The sequence below is a fragment of the Hyphomonas sediminis genome, assembly GCF_019679475.1.
GTDB lineage: Bacteria > Pseudomonadota > Alphaproteobacteria > Caulobacterales > Hyphomonadaceae > Hyphomonas > Hyphomonas sediminis.
Map to the genome: position 1 here is coordinate 3,295,387 of NZ_JAIEZP010000001.1, position 15,216 is coordinate 3,310,602.

General features: G+C 62.3%; 17 protein-coding genes. 10 read left to right on the forward strand and 7 right to left on the reverse strand.

Annotation, left to right across the window (positions count from 1 at the left end; genetic code table 11):
- The first annotated feature begins 57 nt into the window (after positions 1-57).
- From K1X12_RS15880 to K1X12_RS15900, 5 genes are all read left to right on the forward strand, one after another.
- Complete coding sequence (locus K1X12_RS15880) at positions 58-819, forward strand: arginyltransferase (protein WP_220988579.1); 762 nt, start codon at positions 58-60, stop codon at positions 817-819.
- A gap of 70 nt (positions 820-889) precedes the next feature.
- A complete protein-coding gene (locus K1X12_RS15885; RefSeq protein ID WP_220988580.1) occupies positions 890-1,999 on the forward strand; it encodes a TRAP transporter substrate-binding protein in 1,110 nt (369 codons plus the stop codon).
- An 18-nt stretch (positions 2,000-2,017) separates the two neighbouring features.
- On the forward strand, positions 2,018-2,689 hold the full coding sequence (locus K1X12_RS15890; protein WP_220988581.1) for a TRAP transporter small permease subunit: 672 nt from the start codon (positions 2,018-2,020) through the stop codon (positions 2,687-2,689).
- A complete protein-coding gene (locus K1X12_RS15895; protein WP_220988582.1) occupies positions 2,679-4,262 on the forward strand; it encodes a TRAP transporter large permease in 1,584 nt (527 codons plus the stop codon). The genes K1X12_RS15890 and K1X12_RS15895 overlap by 11 nt, the downstream gene beginning before the upstream one ends.
- 19 nt (positions 4,263-4,281) lie before the next feature.
- Positions 4,282-5,427, forward strand: coding sequence for a pyridoxal phosphate-dependent aminotransferase (locus tag K1X12_RS15900; RefSeq protein WP_220988583.1), 1,146 nt, complete (start codon positions 4,282-4,284; stop codon positions 5,425-5,427).
- Here K1X12_RS15900 and K1X12_RS15905 read toward each other — a convergent pair.
- Complete coding sequence (locus K1X12_RS15905; protein WP_220988584.1) at positions 5,421-6,059, reverse strand: hypothetical protein; 639 nt, start codon at positions 6,057-6,059, stop codon at positions 5,421-5,423. The two genes, K1X12_RS15900 and K1X12_RS15905, sit on opposite strands and share 7 nt — an antisense overlap.
- A 202-nt stretch (positions 6,060-6,261) precedes the next feature.
- On the reverse strand, positions 6,262-6,825 hold the full coding sequence (locus tag K1X12_RS15910) for a LemA family protein (protein WP_220988585.1): 564 nt from the start codon (positions 6,823-6,825) through the stop codon (positions 6,262-6,264).
- Between the two features lie 147 nt (positions 6,826-6,972).
- Between K1X12_RS15910 and K1X12_RS15915 the strand changes: the two genes are divergently transcribed.
- Together K1X12_RS15915 and K1X12_RS15920 are read left to right on the forward strand one after the other, a co-directional pair.
- Positions 6,973-7,674, forward strand: a complete 702-nt coding sequence (locus K1X12_RS15915) for a VIT1/CCC1 transporter family protein (protein WP_220988586.1) — start codon at positions 6,973-6,975, stop codon at positions 7,672-7,674.
- Between the two features lie 28 nt (positions 7,675-7,702).
- Entirely contained in the window at positions 7,703-8,905 is a 1,203-nt protein-coding gene (locus tag K1X12_RS15920; protein ID WP_220988587.1) for an Aq_097 family APC-type transporter, read from the forward strand.
- Here K1X12_RS15920 and K1X12_RS15925 read toward each other — a convergent pair.
- Complete coding sequence (locus K1X12_RS15925) at positions 8,902-9,237, reverse strand: ArsR/SmtB family transcription factor (protein ID WP_220988588.1); 336 nt, start codon at positions 9,235-9,237, stop codon at positions 8,902-8,904. The genes K1X12_RS15920 and K1X12_RS15925 overlap by 4 nt on opposite strands.
- A 51-nt stretch (positions 9,238-9,288) precedes the next feature.
- Here K1X12_RS15925 and K1X12_RS15930 point away from each other — a divergent pair, with 51 nt between their 5' ends.
- Both K1X12_RS15930 and K1X12_RS15935 read left to right on the forward strand, forming a co-directional pair.
- Positions 9,289-9,759 carry an SRPBCC family protein gene (locus K1X12_RS15930; RefSeq protein ID WP_220988589.1) on the forward strand — a complete coding sequence of 157 codons (471 nt, stop codon included), beginning with the start codon at positions 9,289-9,291 and terminating at the stop codon, positions 9,757-9,759.
- A 33-nt stretch (positions 9,760-9,792) separates the two neighbouring features.
- Entirely contained in the window at positions 9,793-10,542 is a 750-nt protein-coding gene (locus K1X12_RS15935) for an SIR2 family NAD-dependent protein deacylase (protein WP_220988590.1), read from the forward strand.
- A gap of 77 nt (positions 10,543-10,619) precedes the next feature.
- Here the strand turns inward: K1X12_RS15935 and K1X12_RS15940 are convergent, their stop codons facing one another.
- Both K1X12_RS15940 and parC read right to left on the reverse strand, forming a co-directional pair.
- Positions 10,620-10,961 carry a hypothetical protein gene (locus K1X12_RS15940; RefSeq protein WP_220988591.1) on the reverse strand — a complete coding sequence of 114 codons (342 nt, stop codon included), beginning with the start codon at positions 10,959-10,961 and terminating at the stop codon, positions 10,620-10,622.
- 120 nt (positions 10,962-11,081) lie between these two features.
- The gene (gene parC, locus K1X12_RS15945; protein WP_220988592.1) at positions 11,082-13,316 is read right to left on the reverse strand and encodes a DNA topoisomerase IV subunit A; all 2,235 of its coding nucleotides are present in this window, start codon (positions 13,314-13,316) and stop codon (positions 11,082-11,084) included.
- A gap of 132 nt (positions 13,317-13,448) precedes the next feature.
- Here parC and K1X12_RS15950 point away from each other — a divergent pair, with 132 nt between their 5' ends.
- A complete protein-coding gene (locus K1X12_RS15950; RefSeq protein ID WP_220988593.1) occupies positions 13,449-14,132 on the forward strand; it encodes an extensin-like domain-containing protein in 684 nt (227 codons plus the stop codon).
- 68 nt (positions 14,133-14,200) lie between these two features.
- Here K1X12_RS15950 and K1X12_RS15955 read toward each other — a convergent pair whose 3' ends face one another.
- Positions 14,201-14,389, reverse strand: coding sequence for a hypothetical protein (locus K1X12_RS15955; RefSeq protein WP_220988594.1), 189 nt, complete (start codon positions 14,387-14,389; stop codon positions 14,201-14,203).
- Between the two features lie 86 nt (positions 14,390-14,475).
- On the reverse strand, positions 14,476-15,207 hold the full coding sequence (recO, locus tag K1X12_RS15960; protein WP_220988595.1) for a DNA repair protein RecO: 732 nt from the start codon (positions 15,205-15,207) through the stop codon (positions 14,476-14,478).
- Positions 15,208-15,216 lie beyond the last annotated feature (9 nt).

Genomic DNA, 15,216 nt, shown 5'->3' on the forward strand with positions numbered 1-15,216 from the left:
CCCTGCCCCGAAAACGCCACTTGGCGGATTCGCGGCGCGGTGTATCGTTTCACCACGATGAAATTTGCGGATTCACATCTTCTGCCAGCGGGCCTGGAGCGGTCGCTGAGGTTCTACGTGACGAACCCCAGCCCCTGCCCTTATTTGCCTGACCGGAAAGAACGGAAGGCGTTTACGAACCTCGCCATTCCGGAAGCTGATGCTTTGCACAACGTGCTCAGCCAGTCGGGATTCCGCCGCAGCCAGTCCATCGCTTACCGCCCGGCCTGCGCGCGCTGCAATGCGTGCAAGAGCGTGCGCGTGGTGACGCGGGATTTCGAGCTGAGCCGGAACGATCGCCGGGCGATTGCGAAGAACGAGCATCTGGTGCGCCGCCCGGTTGCCGCGCAGGCGACGCGCGAACAGTTCCGCCTGCTCAAGACCTACGTAACGACCCGCCATGACAATGGGGGCATGTCGGACATGACCTACCGGGACTATGTGGCCATGGTTGGCGGCAGCCCGGTGCAGAGCCTGATTTTCGAATACCGCGACGGGCCGGAAGAGGATGCGCCGCTGGTGGCCGCCGCGATTACCGACGTGCTGCGCGACGGCCTGTCGATGGTCTACACCTTCTTCGATCCGGAAAAGGCGAGCCGCCAGAGCATCGGCCATTACATCATCCTCGACCACATCCTGCACGCGCATGACCTGGGACTGCCGCATGTCTATCTGGGCTACTGGGTCAAAGGCAGCCCGAAGATGGACTACAAACGGCGCTATCAGCCGCTGGAAGTGCTTGACGGCGACCGCTGGCGGCCCTTGAGAGACGAAGACTAGTTTTTCGCTGGCAAAACGGACAAGACGGCCCTGCGGCCGGGAGACACCGTGCCGCGTGGGGAGGGCATCGATGATCAACCGCCGCAACCTGATCGGCGCGAGCGTGCTTGGCGCAGCTGGCGCCGCCGCAACGTTTTCGACACCGAAGGCAGGCGCCGTGCTGGCGACCCCGGCCATCAGCCGCAACCGGCGCCGCTTCAACATGGTGACCACTTGGCCGAAGGGCCTGCCCGGCCTCGGCACCGCCGCAGAGCGGGTGGCCGAGCGGATCGGCGAGATGACCGACGGGCTGATCGAGATCAAGGTTTTCGCCGCCGGCGAGCTGGTGCCACCATTTGAGTCCTTCGATGCGGTCGCCAACGGCTCGGCCGATATGTATCACGGCGCGGAGTATTACTGGACGGCGAAGTCCACCGGCTTTCCCTTCTTCACCGCTGTGCCCTTCGGGATGACGGCGCAGGAGATCATGGGGTGGATCGACTATGGCGGCGGCCAGGAACTCTGGGACGAACTCTCCGGCCAGTTCGGCATAAAGTGCATCCAGGGCGCCAATACGGGCCACCAGATGGGCGGCTGGTTCCGGAAGGAGATCCGCTCCGTTTCCGACATGGCCGGCCTCAAGATGCGCATTCCCGGACAGGGCGGCGAAGTGCTGCGCGCGCTTGGCGGGGCATCCATCGCGCTGGCGGGCGGTGAAATCTATCAATCCCTGCAGACCGGCGCGATCGACGCCGCCGAATGGGTCGGTCCGTGGAACGACTATGCGCTGGGCTTCCACCGCGAGGCGCCCTACTATTATGGCCCCGGCTTCCATGAACCGGGCGCAAGCCTCGCCGTAGGCATCAACCGGCAGGTCTGGGACGGGCTGACGCAAAGCGAACAGGCAATTTTCCGCGCAGCTTGCGAGTCGATCAACCACCGCACGCTGGGCGAGTTCACCTATCAGAACTCCGTGCACCTCGACCTGCTGGTGCGCGAGCATAACGTGCAGATGCGCTCTTTCCCCGAAGACGTGGTGAAGCGGATGGCGGAAGCCTCTTATGATGTGCGCGCGGCTGCCGGACGCAGCGGCATCGAGAAGCGGATCTATGAGAGCTTTGAGCGATCGCTGAAGCTGATGCGCGGCTGGGCCGGCGTTTCCGACGGGCCGTATTACGCCGCCCGCGCGCTCGGCAAGTAAACGGCGCCGGGGCGGGCCATGGACACGAGCATCTTCCTTTATATCGGAACGGGGCTGAAATGGCTGGGCATTGCCAGCCTGCCGCTGTTCCTTGTGCCGTTGATCGCACTCAGCGTTCCAAAACTGATCGACGGGTTTGCGCTGAAGCTCAGCCAGCTGATCGACCGGGTGAGCGGCTTTGCACTGGGCGGGGCTGTGATCAGTTCGCTGGTGCTGGTGTTTGCCATGCTGGCGGTGGTGATCCTGCGCTACACATTTGCGCTTTCCTTCAGCTGGCTGAATGAAATCACGACCTATGCCTTCGCCGCGATGTTCATGCTGGGGACCGCAGCAGCCCTGCGCGACGGGGCGCATGTGCGCGTTGACATCCTGCGCCCGCGATTTGGCGAGACGGGCCGCGACTGGGTCGAGCTGGCAGGCATCTACCTGTTCCTGTTCCCGATCTGCGTGCGCATCCTGATGACCAGCGAAGCGGGTCTGACGCGTGCCTGGACACTGCTGGAAGGCTCGCGCGAGTCCGACGGCCTGCCCATCTTCTTCCTGTTCAAGACGCTGGTGCCGGTATTTGCCGTGCTGCTGATGGCGCAGGGGCTTTCTGAAGCCATCAAGGCGGCGCTGCGCCTGACGGGCGCCCTGCCACCGGAAACGCCCGAGCAGCTGGCAGCAGAAGGAGGCGGCCATGGAGCTTGAGGCGATCCTGGCAATCTCCATGTTCGTGGTGGCCATCGGCGCGCTACTGGCAGGCTATCCCGTCGCGCTGACGCTGGGCGGCGTGGCCCTGATCTTTGCGCTGATCGGCATTGCCACCGGCGTCTTCCCCGACACATTCCTGAAAGCCTTCCCCAGCCGCATAGAAGGCGGCGCGATCATGCAGAGCCAGACGCTGCTGGCGGTGCCTTTGTTCGTCATCATGGGCGTGATCCTTGAACGCTCGCGTGTGGCAGAAGACCTGCTGGGCATTGCCAGCCGCCTGATGAGCCGGGTGCGCGGGGGGCTTGGCTTTGCGGTGGTGCTGGTGGGCACGCTGCTGGCGGCTTCGACCGGTATTGTCGGGGCAACCGTGATCACCATGACGCTGATCGCCCTGCCCTCCATGCTGCGGCAGGGATATGATCCGCGCCTTGCCACCGGCACGATTGCCGCCTCCGGCACGCTGGGCCAGATTATTCCACCCTCCATCGTGCTGATCCTTCTGGCGGACGCGATTTCCAATGCGGCGAGCCAGGCGGCGCTGCGCACGGGCGGCGGCTCTGCCGTTGTGTCCGTGGGCGACCTGTTTGCGGGCGCGCTGATACCCGGCCTGATCCTCGTGGCGCTCTACATGCTGTGGATCGCCGCACTGGCGATCTTCAAGCCGGAAACCTGCCCGCCGGCGAAAGTGGATGATGATACCGCGCCGCTGACCTTCCGCGAGATCGCGCTGGGCCTTGGCGCGCCGCTGGGTCTTATCGTGGCCGTGCTGGGGTCGATCCTCGGCGGAATTGCGCCGCCGACGGAAGCGGCCGCTATCGGCGCGGGCGGCGCCATCCTGCTGGCCGGGATGCGGCTGGCACGCGAAGCAGGCAGCCGGCTGATGCCGGTGATGCTGGTGGGCCTTGCCGGGCTGATCCTCATCATTGCGCTACGCAACGTGCTCGACCTGCGGGCTGTCTCCACTGGCCATAGCGGCGCCGACATGATCGGCATGGCGATCACGGCGCTGAGCGCGGTCGCTTTTTTTGCGGCGCTGGTTTCCGGCCTGCTCGTGCTGCGCAAGATCGGTCAGCTGAAACCTGCCCTGACGAGCGCGGCACACATCACCTCGATGGTGTTCCTGATCCTGATCGGCGCATCGTTGTTCAGCCTCGTGTTCCGTGGCTTTGACGGCGACGACCTGGTGCATAACGTGCTGCACAATGTGCCCGGCGGCAAATGGGGCGCGCTGGTCGCCGCCATGCTCGTGATGTTCGTGCTCGGCTTCTTCCTCGACTTTATAGAGATCGTATTCGTCGTCGTGCCACTGGTGGCGCCACCCCTGATCGTGCTGGGCTTTGATCCTGTTTGGCTGGGCATCCTGATGGCGGTGAACCTTCAGACGAGCTTCCTGACGCCGCCTTTCGGATTTGCCCTGTTCTACCTACGCGGCGCAGCGCCTCCGGAAGTCTCCACAATGCAGATCTGGCAGGGGGCTGTGCCGTTCATTGGACTGCAGCTGATTCTGCTGGCAATGGTTGCGGCGATGCCGGCACTGGCCACCTGGTTGCCATCGCTGGCGGCGAAGTAATTTCAGACAGGCATTCCCCATGGGACAGGACATTGCGCCGTTTCAGGCGATCTCTCTCAGCCGCCGCGCGCATGAGCTAAAGGCAGCGGGCCAGCGCATTCTGCATATGGAGTTTGGCCAACCTTCGACCGGCGCGCCGGGTGGCGCGATTGCGCGGGCGCATGAGGTGCTCGACGCAGAAGCGATGGGCTATTGGGAAAGCCTGCCGCTGAAGGAGCGCATCTGCCGGCATTACCGCGAAGGCTTTGGCGTGGAGCTGAGCCCCCGCCGGCTGGTGATCACCTGTGGCGCTTCGCCGGCGCTGGTGCTGGCGCTGGCGACGGCGTTCAGCCCCGGAGCCCGGATCGCCATGGCGCGGCCAGGCTATGTGGCCTACCGCAATACGGTGCGGGCACTGAATATGGAGCCGGTGGAGATTGCCTGCGGCGCCGATGTGCGCTTCCAGCTATCCGCCGCAGCGCTGGAGGCCCTTGAGCCTGCCCCCAATGGCGTGATCATCGCCAGCCCGGCAAACCCGACCGGCACGATCATTCCCAAGGAAGAACTGGCGGCGATTGCGGAAGTCTGCAAACGCAGGGGCATACGGATCATTTCCGACGAGATCTATCACGGCCTCAGCTATGGCCCGAAGATCCATTCGATGCTCGAATTTGCGCCGGACGCCTATGTCGTCAACAGCTTCTCGAAATACTTCTCGATGGCAGGCTGGCGTCTTGGCTGGCTGGTTTCGCCTGAAGAAGGCGTGGCGCGCACCGGCGCCTATATCGGCAACCTGTTCCTCACTGCGCCGTCGCTTGCCCAGCACGCCGGACTGGTGGCGATGGACAGCCGCGCCGAACTGGAAGGGCATGTAGAAGTTTACCGGCGCAACCGCGAGCTGTTGCTGAACGCGCTGCCGGGGCTAGGCCTTGAGAAAATCGCGCCGCCAGACGGGGCCTTCTACATCTATGCTGATGTATCCCGCTTCACCGATGACAGCTTAAGCTTCTGCATGAAGCTGCTGGAAGAAACGGGCGTGGCGACGGCGCCCGGCGTTGATTTCGATCCCGTAGACGGCAACCGTTTCGTGCGCTTTTCCTTTGCGCTATCGACGCCGGAAATCGAGGAAGCCATCGGGCGCATTACGCCATGGTTCCGCGCGCAACCGCTGCGGCTTGGCTACTGAGCGGCGCAGGACGCCCAGAAACTTTCCATTCCCGGCATCTCGCCCTGGCCGATTTCCTGCTCGGGCACGAAGAGCTGAAAGTCCGCCTCCGGATTGACGCGAATGTAGAGCGTGCGCTTCAGGCTGGCCGGCGTTTGCTCGGCCTCGTTCCAGCAGCCGGGCGCCGCCGCGCCAAAGCTCAGCTCATTCTCGCCCGGTGCCACGCTCTTCAAGCGGGCAAGCTCTTCGCTGATCGCCATCAATAGGGGCGCGTCTTCCGTGCGCGTCCCATATGTCCATATCCTGAACCCCTCCCTGGCTTCGGCTTCCAAAAAAGGGCTGGATACCTCGCTCGTCTGGATGAGCGGGAACTCTTCCGAGACATCTACACCGAGGCGCTGGTTGATGACGTTGATCTGAAGATATGCGCCTTCGCCGGTCGCCTGGAAAGCTGCCGGGATCCGCATCGCGAGCGCGATCCGCGAAAGATCGAGCGCGGAAGGGTCAATCGCCGGGCGCGCCGTGGTTGACTGCTGAGCAGCAGAATCCACCGGAGAGGTGATCTCCGCTTTCAGCGTTTCCCCTTCCTCAACCTTGCTTGCCGGAGAGCAGGCCGTGAGCAGCGCTGTTGCCGCCAATATCAGATAACGCATGATGTGGCCTCAACCCAGTTTTCCGAACCTTCCGCATTCTGAAGCTCAGGCGGCCAGCAGTGTCCATGGCCGCTAACATTTAAGTTTTGCAATCATCGCGCCTGCCCCACCTTCGGGCAGATATGCAAACGGCGGGCACAAAGGCCCGCCGTCGCAATTGGATATGGATGCTATTCGGCCCGCTGATGCGCGCCGGGATAGATCAGAACGAAACCTTTGGCGGCTCGTCCATCGCGGCGCGGCCTTCGGCACCGACATCGAAAAACTCACGGGACTCGAAGTTGAAGCTGCCGGCAATGATGGAGCCGGGGAACTGTTCGCGCGCTGTGTTGTAATCCTGAACGGCCGAGTTGTAGAACCGGCGGGCAGCGGCAAGCTTGTCCTCGATGGAGGAGAGCTGCTGCTGGAGTTGCAGGAAGTTGGTGTTGGCCTTGAGGTCCGGATAGGACTCGGCCAGCGCGAAGAGCTTGCCGAGCGCCTGTGTAAGCACGCCTTCGGCGCGGGCCATGTCGCCAGCGGTGGAGGCGGCCTGCGCGGCGTTGCGCGCGGCGATCACCTGCTGCAGCGTCTCCTGCTCATGGGACGCGTAGCCTTTGACGGTTTCGACGAGGTTCGGAATCAGATTCTGGCGTTGTTTCAGCTGCACATCAACATCGGCGAAGGCCTGATTGACGCGTTGCCGCTTCATCACGAGGCCGTTGTAGATGAGGATGATTGCGCCGATGACGGCCACAACGATCGCCAGCAAGATAAGAAATACGTTCATTCGGGTGTCCCCTTATTGCGAATGTCAGCCCGGAAAGGCGTAACGGTGTGCGCCAACCTGCGCAAGAGCGGGTCAACTTGACCTTAACAGCCCGATTTTGCACTGGTTTATTGTTTCCTGTAGCCCCTGTTCCGGTGGAATTGCCCGATGCCTGACGCCTATTTGCCCAAAGAACACCATTACAGCCAACGCACTGGCTGGCTGCGCGCCTCCGTACTGGGGGCCAATGACGGGATCGTTTCGACCGCCAGCCTCATGATTGGTGTCGCCTCCGCCGAAACTTCGGCATCGGGCATCCTGGTGGCCGGGATGGCCGGACTGGTCGCGGGCGCGATGTCCATGGCTGCCGGAGAGTTTGTCTCGGTCAGCTCGCAAGCGGACACCGAAAAGGCAGACCTGGAAATCGAACGGGCAGCGCTTCAGGCCTACCCGGAAGAAGAACTGGAAGAACTGACGCAGATCTATATCGATCGCGGTGTTGAGCCCGTCACGGCACGGGCTGTTGCAGAACAATTGAGCCGGCACGACGCCCTCAGCGCCCATGCGCGCGATGAGATCGGACTGACGGAAGTGGCCAGCGCCAACCCCATCCAGGCGGCCTGGAGCTCCGCGGCCAGCTTCTCCGCCGGAGCGATCCTGCCGTTGATCGCCGCGGCGCTTGCCCCGGCCAATCTGGTGACGACTGTGGTCGCCGTCGTCTCACTGCTCAGCCTTGCCGTTCTCGGCTGGCTTTCGGCAAAGGCAGGCGGCGCCGGATGTGTCCGCGCCGTGGTGCGTGTCGTGTTCTGGGGCGCAGCCGCGATGATCGTGACCGGCCTGATCGGCGCCGCCTTCGGAACGGTAGTTTGACGCCCATCACAGGGAGACCTGACCTGTTTTGACGGCAGCGCTGATCCTGATCGCCAGCCTGCTCGCCGCCGGTGGGCTGCTTCTGCCGCGTGTCCGGAATTCCCCGTCCTGGCGCGCGACGGTGACGCCGCTTGCCTCGATCATCGGGAGTGGCTTCCTGGTATTGGGCCCGATCCTCAGTGAAAATTATGGGAAGTTCGCGCCGCTGGTGATGGTGGCGCTGTGCGCAGCGGCATACGCATTCGGATCGGCCATCCGCTTCAACATAAGCGCCCTTGACGAAACACCGGCGCGCCCGGCCACCGAAAAGCGTCTGGAGACCGCCGCGTCCTGGGCGCTGGCCTTCGCATACTGCGTTTCTGTTGCCTATTATCTGAACCTGTTTGGCGCCTTCCTTGTAAAGATGACGCCGCTGAATTCGGCGGCTAACGCGAAGCTCGCAACGAGCGCGGCCCTGATCTTCATTCTCGTGATGGGCTGGATGAAGGGCTTTGCCGCCATGGAGCGGATGGAACAGATCACCGTGAGCGTGAAGCTCGCGATCATCGTGGGGCTGCTCGCTGGACTAAGCCTTTTCTTCGGAAAGCAGGCCGCGCAAGACGCGCTGATCTTCGATGCGCCCACCCAGTCTGGCTGGCCCGCCGTCGCGATGGCATTCGGGCTGATCGTCACTGTGCAGGGGTTTGAGACTTCCCGCTATCTGGGAGAAGAATATTCCGCAGCGATGCGACGCCGGACAATGCAATATGCCCAATGGATCTCGACGGGCATCTATCTGCTCTACGTCCTTCTGCTGACATTCACTCTGGATGTCAGCGGGCACGCCTTGTCGGAAACCGCAATCGTGGAGCTGACGGTCGACATCTCCATTATCCTGCCGGTCATGCTGGTGGTTGCGGCGCTGGCCGCGCAGTTCAGCGCCGCCGTGGCGGACACGAGCGGCGCGGGCGGCCTCGCCGAGGAGCTGACACGCGGGCGGCTTCCAGCCAGGGCCGCCTATGTGATGCTGATCCTGATCGGGCTTGGCCTCACCTGGTTCGTCGACATCTTCGAGATCATCACCTTCGCATCACGGGCCTTCGCGCTGTATTACTGCCTGCAATGCGCCATCGCTGCGCGGACCGCCCTGGCATATCCGCGCGACAGAATGCGGGGTGTTTTCTACCTTGCGCTCAGCGCACTCGCGCTGGCTATCGTGTTCCTCGGAAAGTCCGTCGAGGGCGGCGGCTAACGACCCTCCAGATCTTGCCGCAGCCTTGAAAGCACATTGACGGCCGCCGCAGCATGCGGGCCGATCCAGCGGTCGTGAATGCCCTGAATTGGCAAGGCATTGAGATGGTTCCAGCGGACGCGGCCGACCTTGTGCGGGATCACCAGATCGGCTGTTTCGAGCACTTTGAGATGCTGCATCACCGTGCAGCGGTCGATCTCCGGAAAGCGGGCGCACAGCTCGCTCGTCGTCTGGGGATTGTCCTTCAGAGCATCAAGAATTGCGCGCCTGACGGGCGCGGCGAGCGCTTTGAAGACGAGATCGTCTGCGGTTTCGGTGACTGCGATTGACATGTTATATTTTTATAACATAATTGCCTCAAGATCAAGCCCCGGAGAAAAGCCATGGACCTGAAATTCGAAGTGAGCGGCCGCATTGCCCGCCCGGTGGACGACGTGTTCGAGGCGGTGGTGAACCCGGACATGTTGTCGGGCTATTTCACGACCGGCGGCGCCAAGGGCCGGCTTGAGACCGGCGCGACCGTCACCTGGGACTTTGCGGACTTTCCCGGCGCGTTCCCTGTTCACGTCGTCGAAGTGGAAAAAAACAAACGTATCATCCTGCAATGGGACGCTGGAGACACCGCCGCCGAGCCGGGCGGCGTGACCGGCACCTACCGGACGCAGGTGACGATGCGGTTTGAACAACTCGGCGATGGGCGCACGCTGGTGACAATCGCCGAAGAAGGCTGGCGGCAGACGCCTGAGGGGCTGAAATCAGCGCTCGGCAACAAGGGTGGATGGATGCACATGCTCTGCTGCATGAAGGCGTGGATCGAACACGGCATCAATCTGCGCGAAGGCATGTTCCGCTAGAAGCCAGCGCAAAAACTGTGTAGCTTCAGGCGCATGACTGAGACTGATGCAGACGACCTGGCCTTTCTGATCCGCGAAGCGGAGCGCGTTGTCGTGTTCACCGGCGCGGGGATTTCGACCGAAAGCGGCATTCCCGATTTCCGCTCGCCCGGCGGCGTGTGGAGCAAGATGAAGCCCATCATGTATCAGGACTTCGTTGCCTCACGCGAGGCGCGCCGCGAAGCCTGGGACCGCGTGTTTAACCGCACCGCCGGCTGGACCGGCGCGGCGCCCAATGCCGGGCATTTTGCGGTGGCGAAGCTCGTGGATGCCGGCAAGGTAACCAGCGTCATCACGCAGAATGTCGATAACCTGCATCAGGATTCCGGCGTGCCGGACGCCAGAGTGATCGAAGTGCACGGCAACGCCAGCTATGCCCGCTGCCTGCAATGCGGAAAGCGCTATGAGCTGGAAGACCTGCGCTATCGCTGGGAGTCCGGCGACGACATCACCTGCATCTTCTGCACCGGCCTGGTGAAAACCGCCGTGATCTCCTTCGGCCAGCCGATGCCGGAAGCGGAGATGGAACGGGCGACAGAGGAATCTATCCTGGCAGACCTGTTCCTCGTGCTTGGTTCATCGCTTCAGGTTTACCCCGCAGCGGGCCTGCCCGTTGTCGCCAAGAAAGCCGGATCGAAACTCGCCATCGTGAACCGGGAGGAAACAGATCTCGATCCGTATGCGGACCTCGTATTGAATACGGACATCGGGCCCCTGATGACGGCTGTAATCGGGCGGCTTTAGGGCGTTTTGCGCCTCACTCGGCTGGAGGGCGCACTTCGCTGGACAGTTTCGGACAAGTCAGCTCAGCAAAAAACCTCTCAGGCCTCATCACCAGCCTGTTGAGCTTTTTCCTCTTCCGCTCTCCGCCTCGCGTCGCGTTTGCCTTTCGGCGAGTTTTCGTAGGACCACATGGATGACATGTGACCCGTTGTAGCCTTCACGCCGCAGAAGTCTTCATCGGTGAGGCCGAGCACATTCCGCCCGAACCAGCCAAGCATCCATTCGATAGCAGGCGGTAGATATTTATACAGCACAAAGAAGACAAGAACGAAGGTGAGGAGCGCCACGCCGCCCGGCAAAGCACCCCCGGAATCGACAATGATGACGGCCAGCGTCGCCGTTATCCACGCGGATATCTTCTTGAGGACAAGGAAAGACATATATCCACACCCGAACATTGCACCGCCAGCACTATAAGGTGGACCGGTAAACATAGCTCAGGCGGCGACGTTACGAATTTTCCGCCGCCGGTTATCAATCGGTTTACCGTAATCCTGTCGCTAGCCGCTGAACGTACCCGCACGCGGGAAGCCCTTGGGCACGACCTTGCCGGCCTGAGCGCGCTGGCCTTTCCATTCCTTCCACTCTTCGAAGGCCCGGTTGCGACCGCCCGTCATGACGATGAGGCCATCGCGCTTGTCGAAGGTGATAAGGTCAGCGAGCTCCGCGCCGCCGCTATAGGATTGCAGCTTGTTACCCTTGCCGCGCGGCATTTCGGGCAGATCCTTTAGCGGGAAGATCAGCATTTTCCGGTTTGTGCCGACGACCGCGATCATGTCACCCAGCACTGGCACGCAAACATTCAGAACGCCGCCGCCTGTGTTGACGATCTGCTTGCCCGCCTTGCGGTTTGACTCAAGCTCCGTCTCCGGAACAACAAAACCGTAACCGGTGGAGGAGGCCATGACGCGCTTGCGCTCGGGCTCGAACTTGAACATGCCGACGATGGCGACATTGTCTTCCAGCTCGATCGAGAGGCGGATAGGCTCACCATGTCCGCGCCCACCGGGCAGCTTATCCGCCGCCAGCATGAAGGCGCGCCCGTCCGACGACATGAAGACCAGCTTGTCTGTGCTCATCACCTCCTCGGTGAAGCCCGGACCATCGCCTTCCTTGAACTTGATGGACTCCGGATCAAGGCCGTGGCCTTTCATCCCGCGAATCCAGCCCTGAGACGACAGGACAACCGTGACAGGCTCTTTCGGGCGGGTCGCTTCGAGGGCCGCGGCAAGATCAACCGTCGGCGCCTCACCGAAGGTGGCACGGCGACGACAAAGATCCGTTGACGGATCGAATTCGTCGCGGGCGACTTTCAGTTCCTTGGACACTTTCGTCCACTGGCGCCGCTCAGAGCCGAGCAGCTTCACCAGCTCGTCACGCTCTTCCTGCAGGCGGGTATGCTCGCCCTGGATCTCCATCTCTTCCAGCTTGCGCAGGGCGCGCAGGCGGAGATTGAGGATCGCTTCAGCCTGGATTTCGGAGATCTTGAAGCGCTGCATCAGGACAGGCTTGGGCTCGTCCTCCGTGCGGATGATCCGGATCACTTCATCGATATTGAGATAGGCTTTCAGGAAGCCTTCGAGGATGTGCAGGCGCTTCTCGATCTTGTCGAGGCGGAACTCTGCGCGGCGAATGACGACTTCGCGGCGATGGTCCAGATAAGCCTGCAGCACATCGCGCAAGCCCATCACTTGCGGGGCGCCCTTGTGCAGCACGTTCATGTTCATGGAGAAGCGCGTTTCAAGATCGCAGGTCTTGAACAGGCTCTCCATCAAAACGTCCGGCTCGACCGTCTTGGCGCGCGGGATGAGCACGAGGCGGACATCTTCAGCCGACTCGTCGCGCACGTCTTCCAGCAGCGGCACCTTCTTGGCTTCCAGAAGCTCGGAGAGCTTTTCCAGAAGTTTTGATTTTTGCACCTGGTACGGAATTTCCGTAACGATGATCTGATAGGTGCCCCGGCCCGTATCTTCGACATGCCAGCGCGCGCGAATGCGGAAAGCGCCGCGCCCGGTTTCGTAAGTATCCAGCATCGAGGCGGCATCTTCGACAATGATGCCACCGGTTGGGAAGTCCGGCCCCTTCACGAACTCCATGAGTTCGGCGGTGCTCGCCTTGGGCTTTTCGATGAGATGGCGGGCCGCGTCGATCACCTCGGCCACATTGTGCGGCGGAATGGAGGTCGCCATGCCGACGGCAATGCCGGTGGAGCCATTGGCCAACAGGTTCGGGAAGCCTGCCGGCAGCACGACCGGCTCTTCGTCATTCTCCGCATAGTTCGGGCGGAAATCGACGGCGTTCTCGTCGAGCCCTTCCATCAGCAGTTCGGCGCCGCGCGTCATGCGCGCTTCAGTGTAACGATAGGCAGCCGGGCTATCGCCATCGATGTTGCCGAAGTTGCCCTGGCCATCAACGAGCGGGTAGCGGACGTTGAAATCCTGCGCGAGGCGGACCAGCGTGTCATAGATCGAGCTGTCGCCATGCGGGTGGAAGTTACCCATCACATCGCCAACAATCTTGGCGCACTTGCGATAGCCGCCTTCGGGATCGAGCCGCAGGACGCGCATGCCGTAAAGGATGCGGCGCTGCACCGGCTTCAAGCCGTCGCGCACATCCGGCAGCGCGCGGGAGGTGATCGTCGAGAGCGCATAGGCAAGATAACGCTTGGACAGCGCCTCGCTCATTGGCTCATTGATGATCCGGTCCTCTGGGGGCTCGGCGGTGCGTTTGGACATTCTGGCCTCGTTTGCAGGTCTTGCCACATTCTGGTGCAGGTTTGCGCGTCAGGGTGGACCCGACTCACAGACAGCGCAGGTTAACAGAAACCGGCGTTTGGTTAAGGAACCTCAAAGGCTACTGCTGCAGATATGCGTGGAATCAGCATTCTTCTGACATATGCCTTCCTGCTGGCGGCCATCATTGTCGTCCTGGTGCGCGCCTTGCCGGCCCGGCACAACCCTTTCGCCCCCATCGACCTGACCGCGCGGCCCGGAATCGCCACCACCGCGCAGCTTTCACGCCTCAAGGGAGACCGGGAAGCCTGCTTTACGGCGCTCGATACTGCCAGCGTCCAATATACCCCGCTTGAAGATACGCCCCATGGCAAGAAATGCGGCCTGTTTGACGCCCTGACGCTGGACCGTACCCTGACGCCCTATTCGGCCACCTTGCAGATGACCTGCGCAGAGACGGCCGCCGTTTACATGTGGGAGCGGCATGTGGTGCGCCCGGCGGCTGTGGAAATCTTCGGCTCCCCGGTCGCCCGTATCGAGACCTATGGCAGCTTCTCCTGCCGCAACATTGCCGGCACCCGGCGCCTCTCCCAACATGCTTTCGGCAATGCCATCGACGTGTCCGGCTTCCGGCTGGAGGATGGCAGGGTGATCGATGTGAAGGCCCATTGGGGCAAGCGTGGCAAGGAAGGCCGGTTCCTGAAGCGCGTACACTCAGGCGCGTGCGAACTGTTCTCCGTCACGCTCGGCCCGGAGTATAACGCGGCCCATGCGGACCATTTCCATATGGATATGGGGCCGGGTGGCATCTGCCGCTGAGCCGGGAACAAAAAAGGCCGGAAAGCGCCCTCGCTTCCCGGCCTTTATGTACCCGGCGGAAATCCGGATCAGTTCACTTTGCAGCGGTAACCCTCGCGGGTCACTTCCGCGACATTGGTTTCACCGCCGCAGACGCGCACGGCAATGTCGGTGTTTTCCTGAACCCGGGTCGGGTTCGTGGAGCTGTCGGACACCGAGATGCAGCCGGCAAGCGAAAGGGTCAGCGCAGCGCTGGCGGCGATCAGGATAGTTTTCATGGCATCAGCCTTCTTCGTTGATGTGTATCAACTCCCCGCGCCGACTTATCCGCGCGCTGCCTGAATGGCTACTGAATAAACCAGTCTCAGCCGAGCGCAGCGAGACGTTTCAGCAGGCGCTCGCGTTCCGGCGGCAAGCCGCGATGCACGGACGCAAAAAGGCGCCCTTCAATGAAATAGCCGGTGAGGCGCAAACCTTCCTCGATGTCGCCCGGCATGAGTTGCGCACGCGCATCGATCAGAAATGTGGGCAGCCGGAACAGACGGTCTACATAGCCTTCCGCCTCAGAGCCGCGCACCGCACGGCCCGTGCGCGGCGACACATGGGTCAGCCCGTCATTGGCGCCGCTGATGGCGCATTCGTCGAGATCGAGCCCGAAGCCGAGGGCGGAGAGGAGGCCAAGCTCCCAACGCACATAGAGCGCGGGCCAGACATCCGGATTGGAGAGCTCGTCGAGCAGCAGCGTTGTGGCCTCGAAAAGACTGGAGCCTGCCGCGTCGCCCTCATTGAGACCCGCCCGAAGGAGCGCCGTGATAGAGGCAAGCGCGGCAAGGGCCGCCGGATCATCCAGCAGGCGCGAGGCGCGTTCCTTCTGCGCTTCGGCAACATCGAACCGGCCAAGCTGGTCGTCCAGGCGCCCGCTCCAGCTGAGCGCAAGGGTGTTGCCTGCCTCGAACTGGGCCCGGCGGCGGCGCGAGGCGCCGCCATAGACCAAGCCGGACCGCCTCCCCCGCTCCAGCGTCAACACATCAAGGATCAGCCCGCCCTCTCCAAAGCGGCGCCCGCCAAGCACTATTCCGTCATCGGACCAGTTCATGGCGCCTCA

Bases quoted from the DNA above. Each gene is read 5' to 3' on its own strand.
- recO (WP_220988595.1), bottom strand. From the start codon at position 15,207: ATGAACTGGTCCGATGACGGAATAGTGCTTGGCGGGCGCCGCTTTGGA.
- K1X12_RS15910 (WP_220988585.1), bottom strand. From the start codon at position 6,825: ATGAACGTATTTCTTATCTTGCTGGCGATCGTTGTGGCCGTCATCGGC.
- K1X12_RS15950 (WP_220988593.1), top strand. From the start codon at position 13,449: ATGCGTGGAATCAGCATTCTTCTGACATATGCCTTCCTGCTGGCGGCC.
- K1X12_RS15940 (WP_220988591.1), bottom strand. From the start codon at position 10,961: ATGTCTTTCCTTGTCCTCAAGAAGATATCCGCGTGGATAACGGCGACG.
- K1X12_RS15885 (WP_220988580.1), top strand. From the start codon at position 890: ATGATCAACCGCCGCAACCTGATCGGCGCGAGCGTGCTTGGCGCAGCT.
- K1X12_RS15915 (WP_220988586.1), top strand. From the start codon at position 6,973: ATGCCTGACGCCTATTTGCCCAAAGAACACCATTACAGCCAACGCACT.
- K1X12_RS15880 (WP_220988579.1), top strand. From the start codon at position 58: ATGAAATTTGCGGATTCACATCTTCTGCCAGCGGGCCTGGAGCGGTCG.
- K1X12_RS15895 (WP_220988582.1), top strand. From the start codon at position 2,679: ATGGAGCTTGAGGCGATCCTGGCAATCTCCATGTTCGTGGTGGCCATC.
- K1X12_RS15935 (WP_220988590.1), top strand. From the start codon at position 9,793: ATGACTGAGACTGATGCAGACGACCTGGCCTTTCTGATCCGCGAAGCG.
- K1X12_RS15925 (WP_220988588.1), bottom strand. From the start codon at position 9,237: ATGTCAATCGCAGTCACCGAAACCGCAGACGATCTCGTCTTCAAAGCG.
- K1X12_RS15955 (WP_220988594.1), bottom strand. From the start codon at position 14,389: ATGAAAACTATCCTGATCGCCGCCAGCGCTGCGCTGACCCTTTCGCTT.
- K1X12_RS15890 (WP_220988581.1), top strand. From the start codon at position 2,018: ATGGACACGAGCATCTTCCTTTATATCGGAACGGGGCTGAAATGGCTG.
- K1X12_RS15900 (WP_220988583.1), top strand. From the start codon at position 4,282: ATGGGACAGGACATTGCGCCGTTTCAGGCGATCTCTCTCAGCCGCCGC.
- K1X12_RS15905 (WP_220988584.1), bottom strand. From the start codon at position 6,059: ATGCGTTATCTGATATTGGCGGCAACAGCGCTGCTCACGGCCTGCTCT.
- parC (WP_220988592.1), bottom strand. From the start codon at position 13,316: ATGTCCAAACGCACCGCCGAGCCCCCAGAGGACCGGATCATCAATGAG.
- K1X12_RS15930 (WP_220988589.1), top strand. From the start codon at position 9,289: ATGGACCTGAAATTCGAAGTGAGCGGCCGCATTGCCCGCCCGGTGGAC.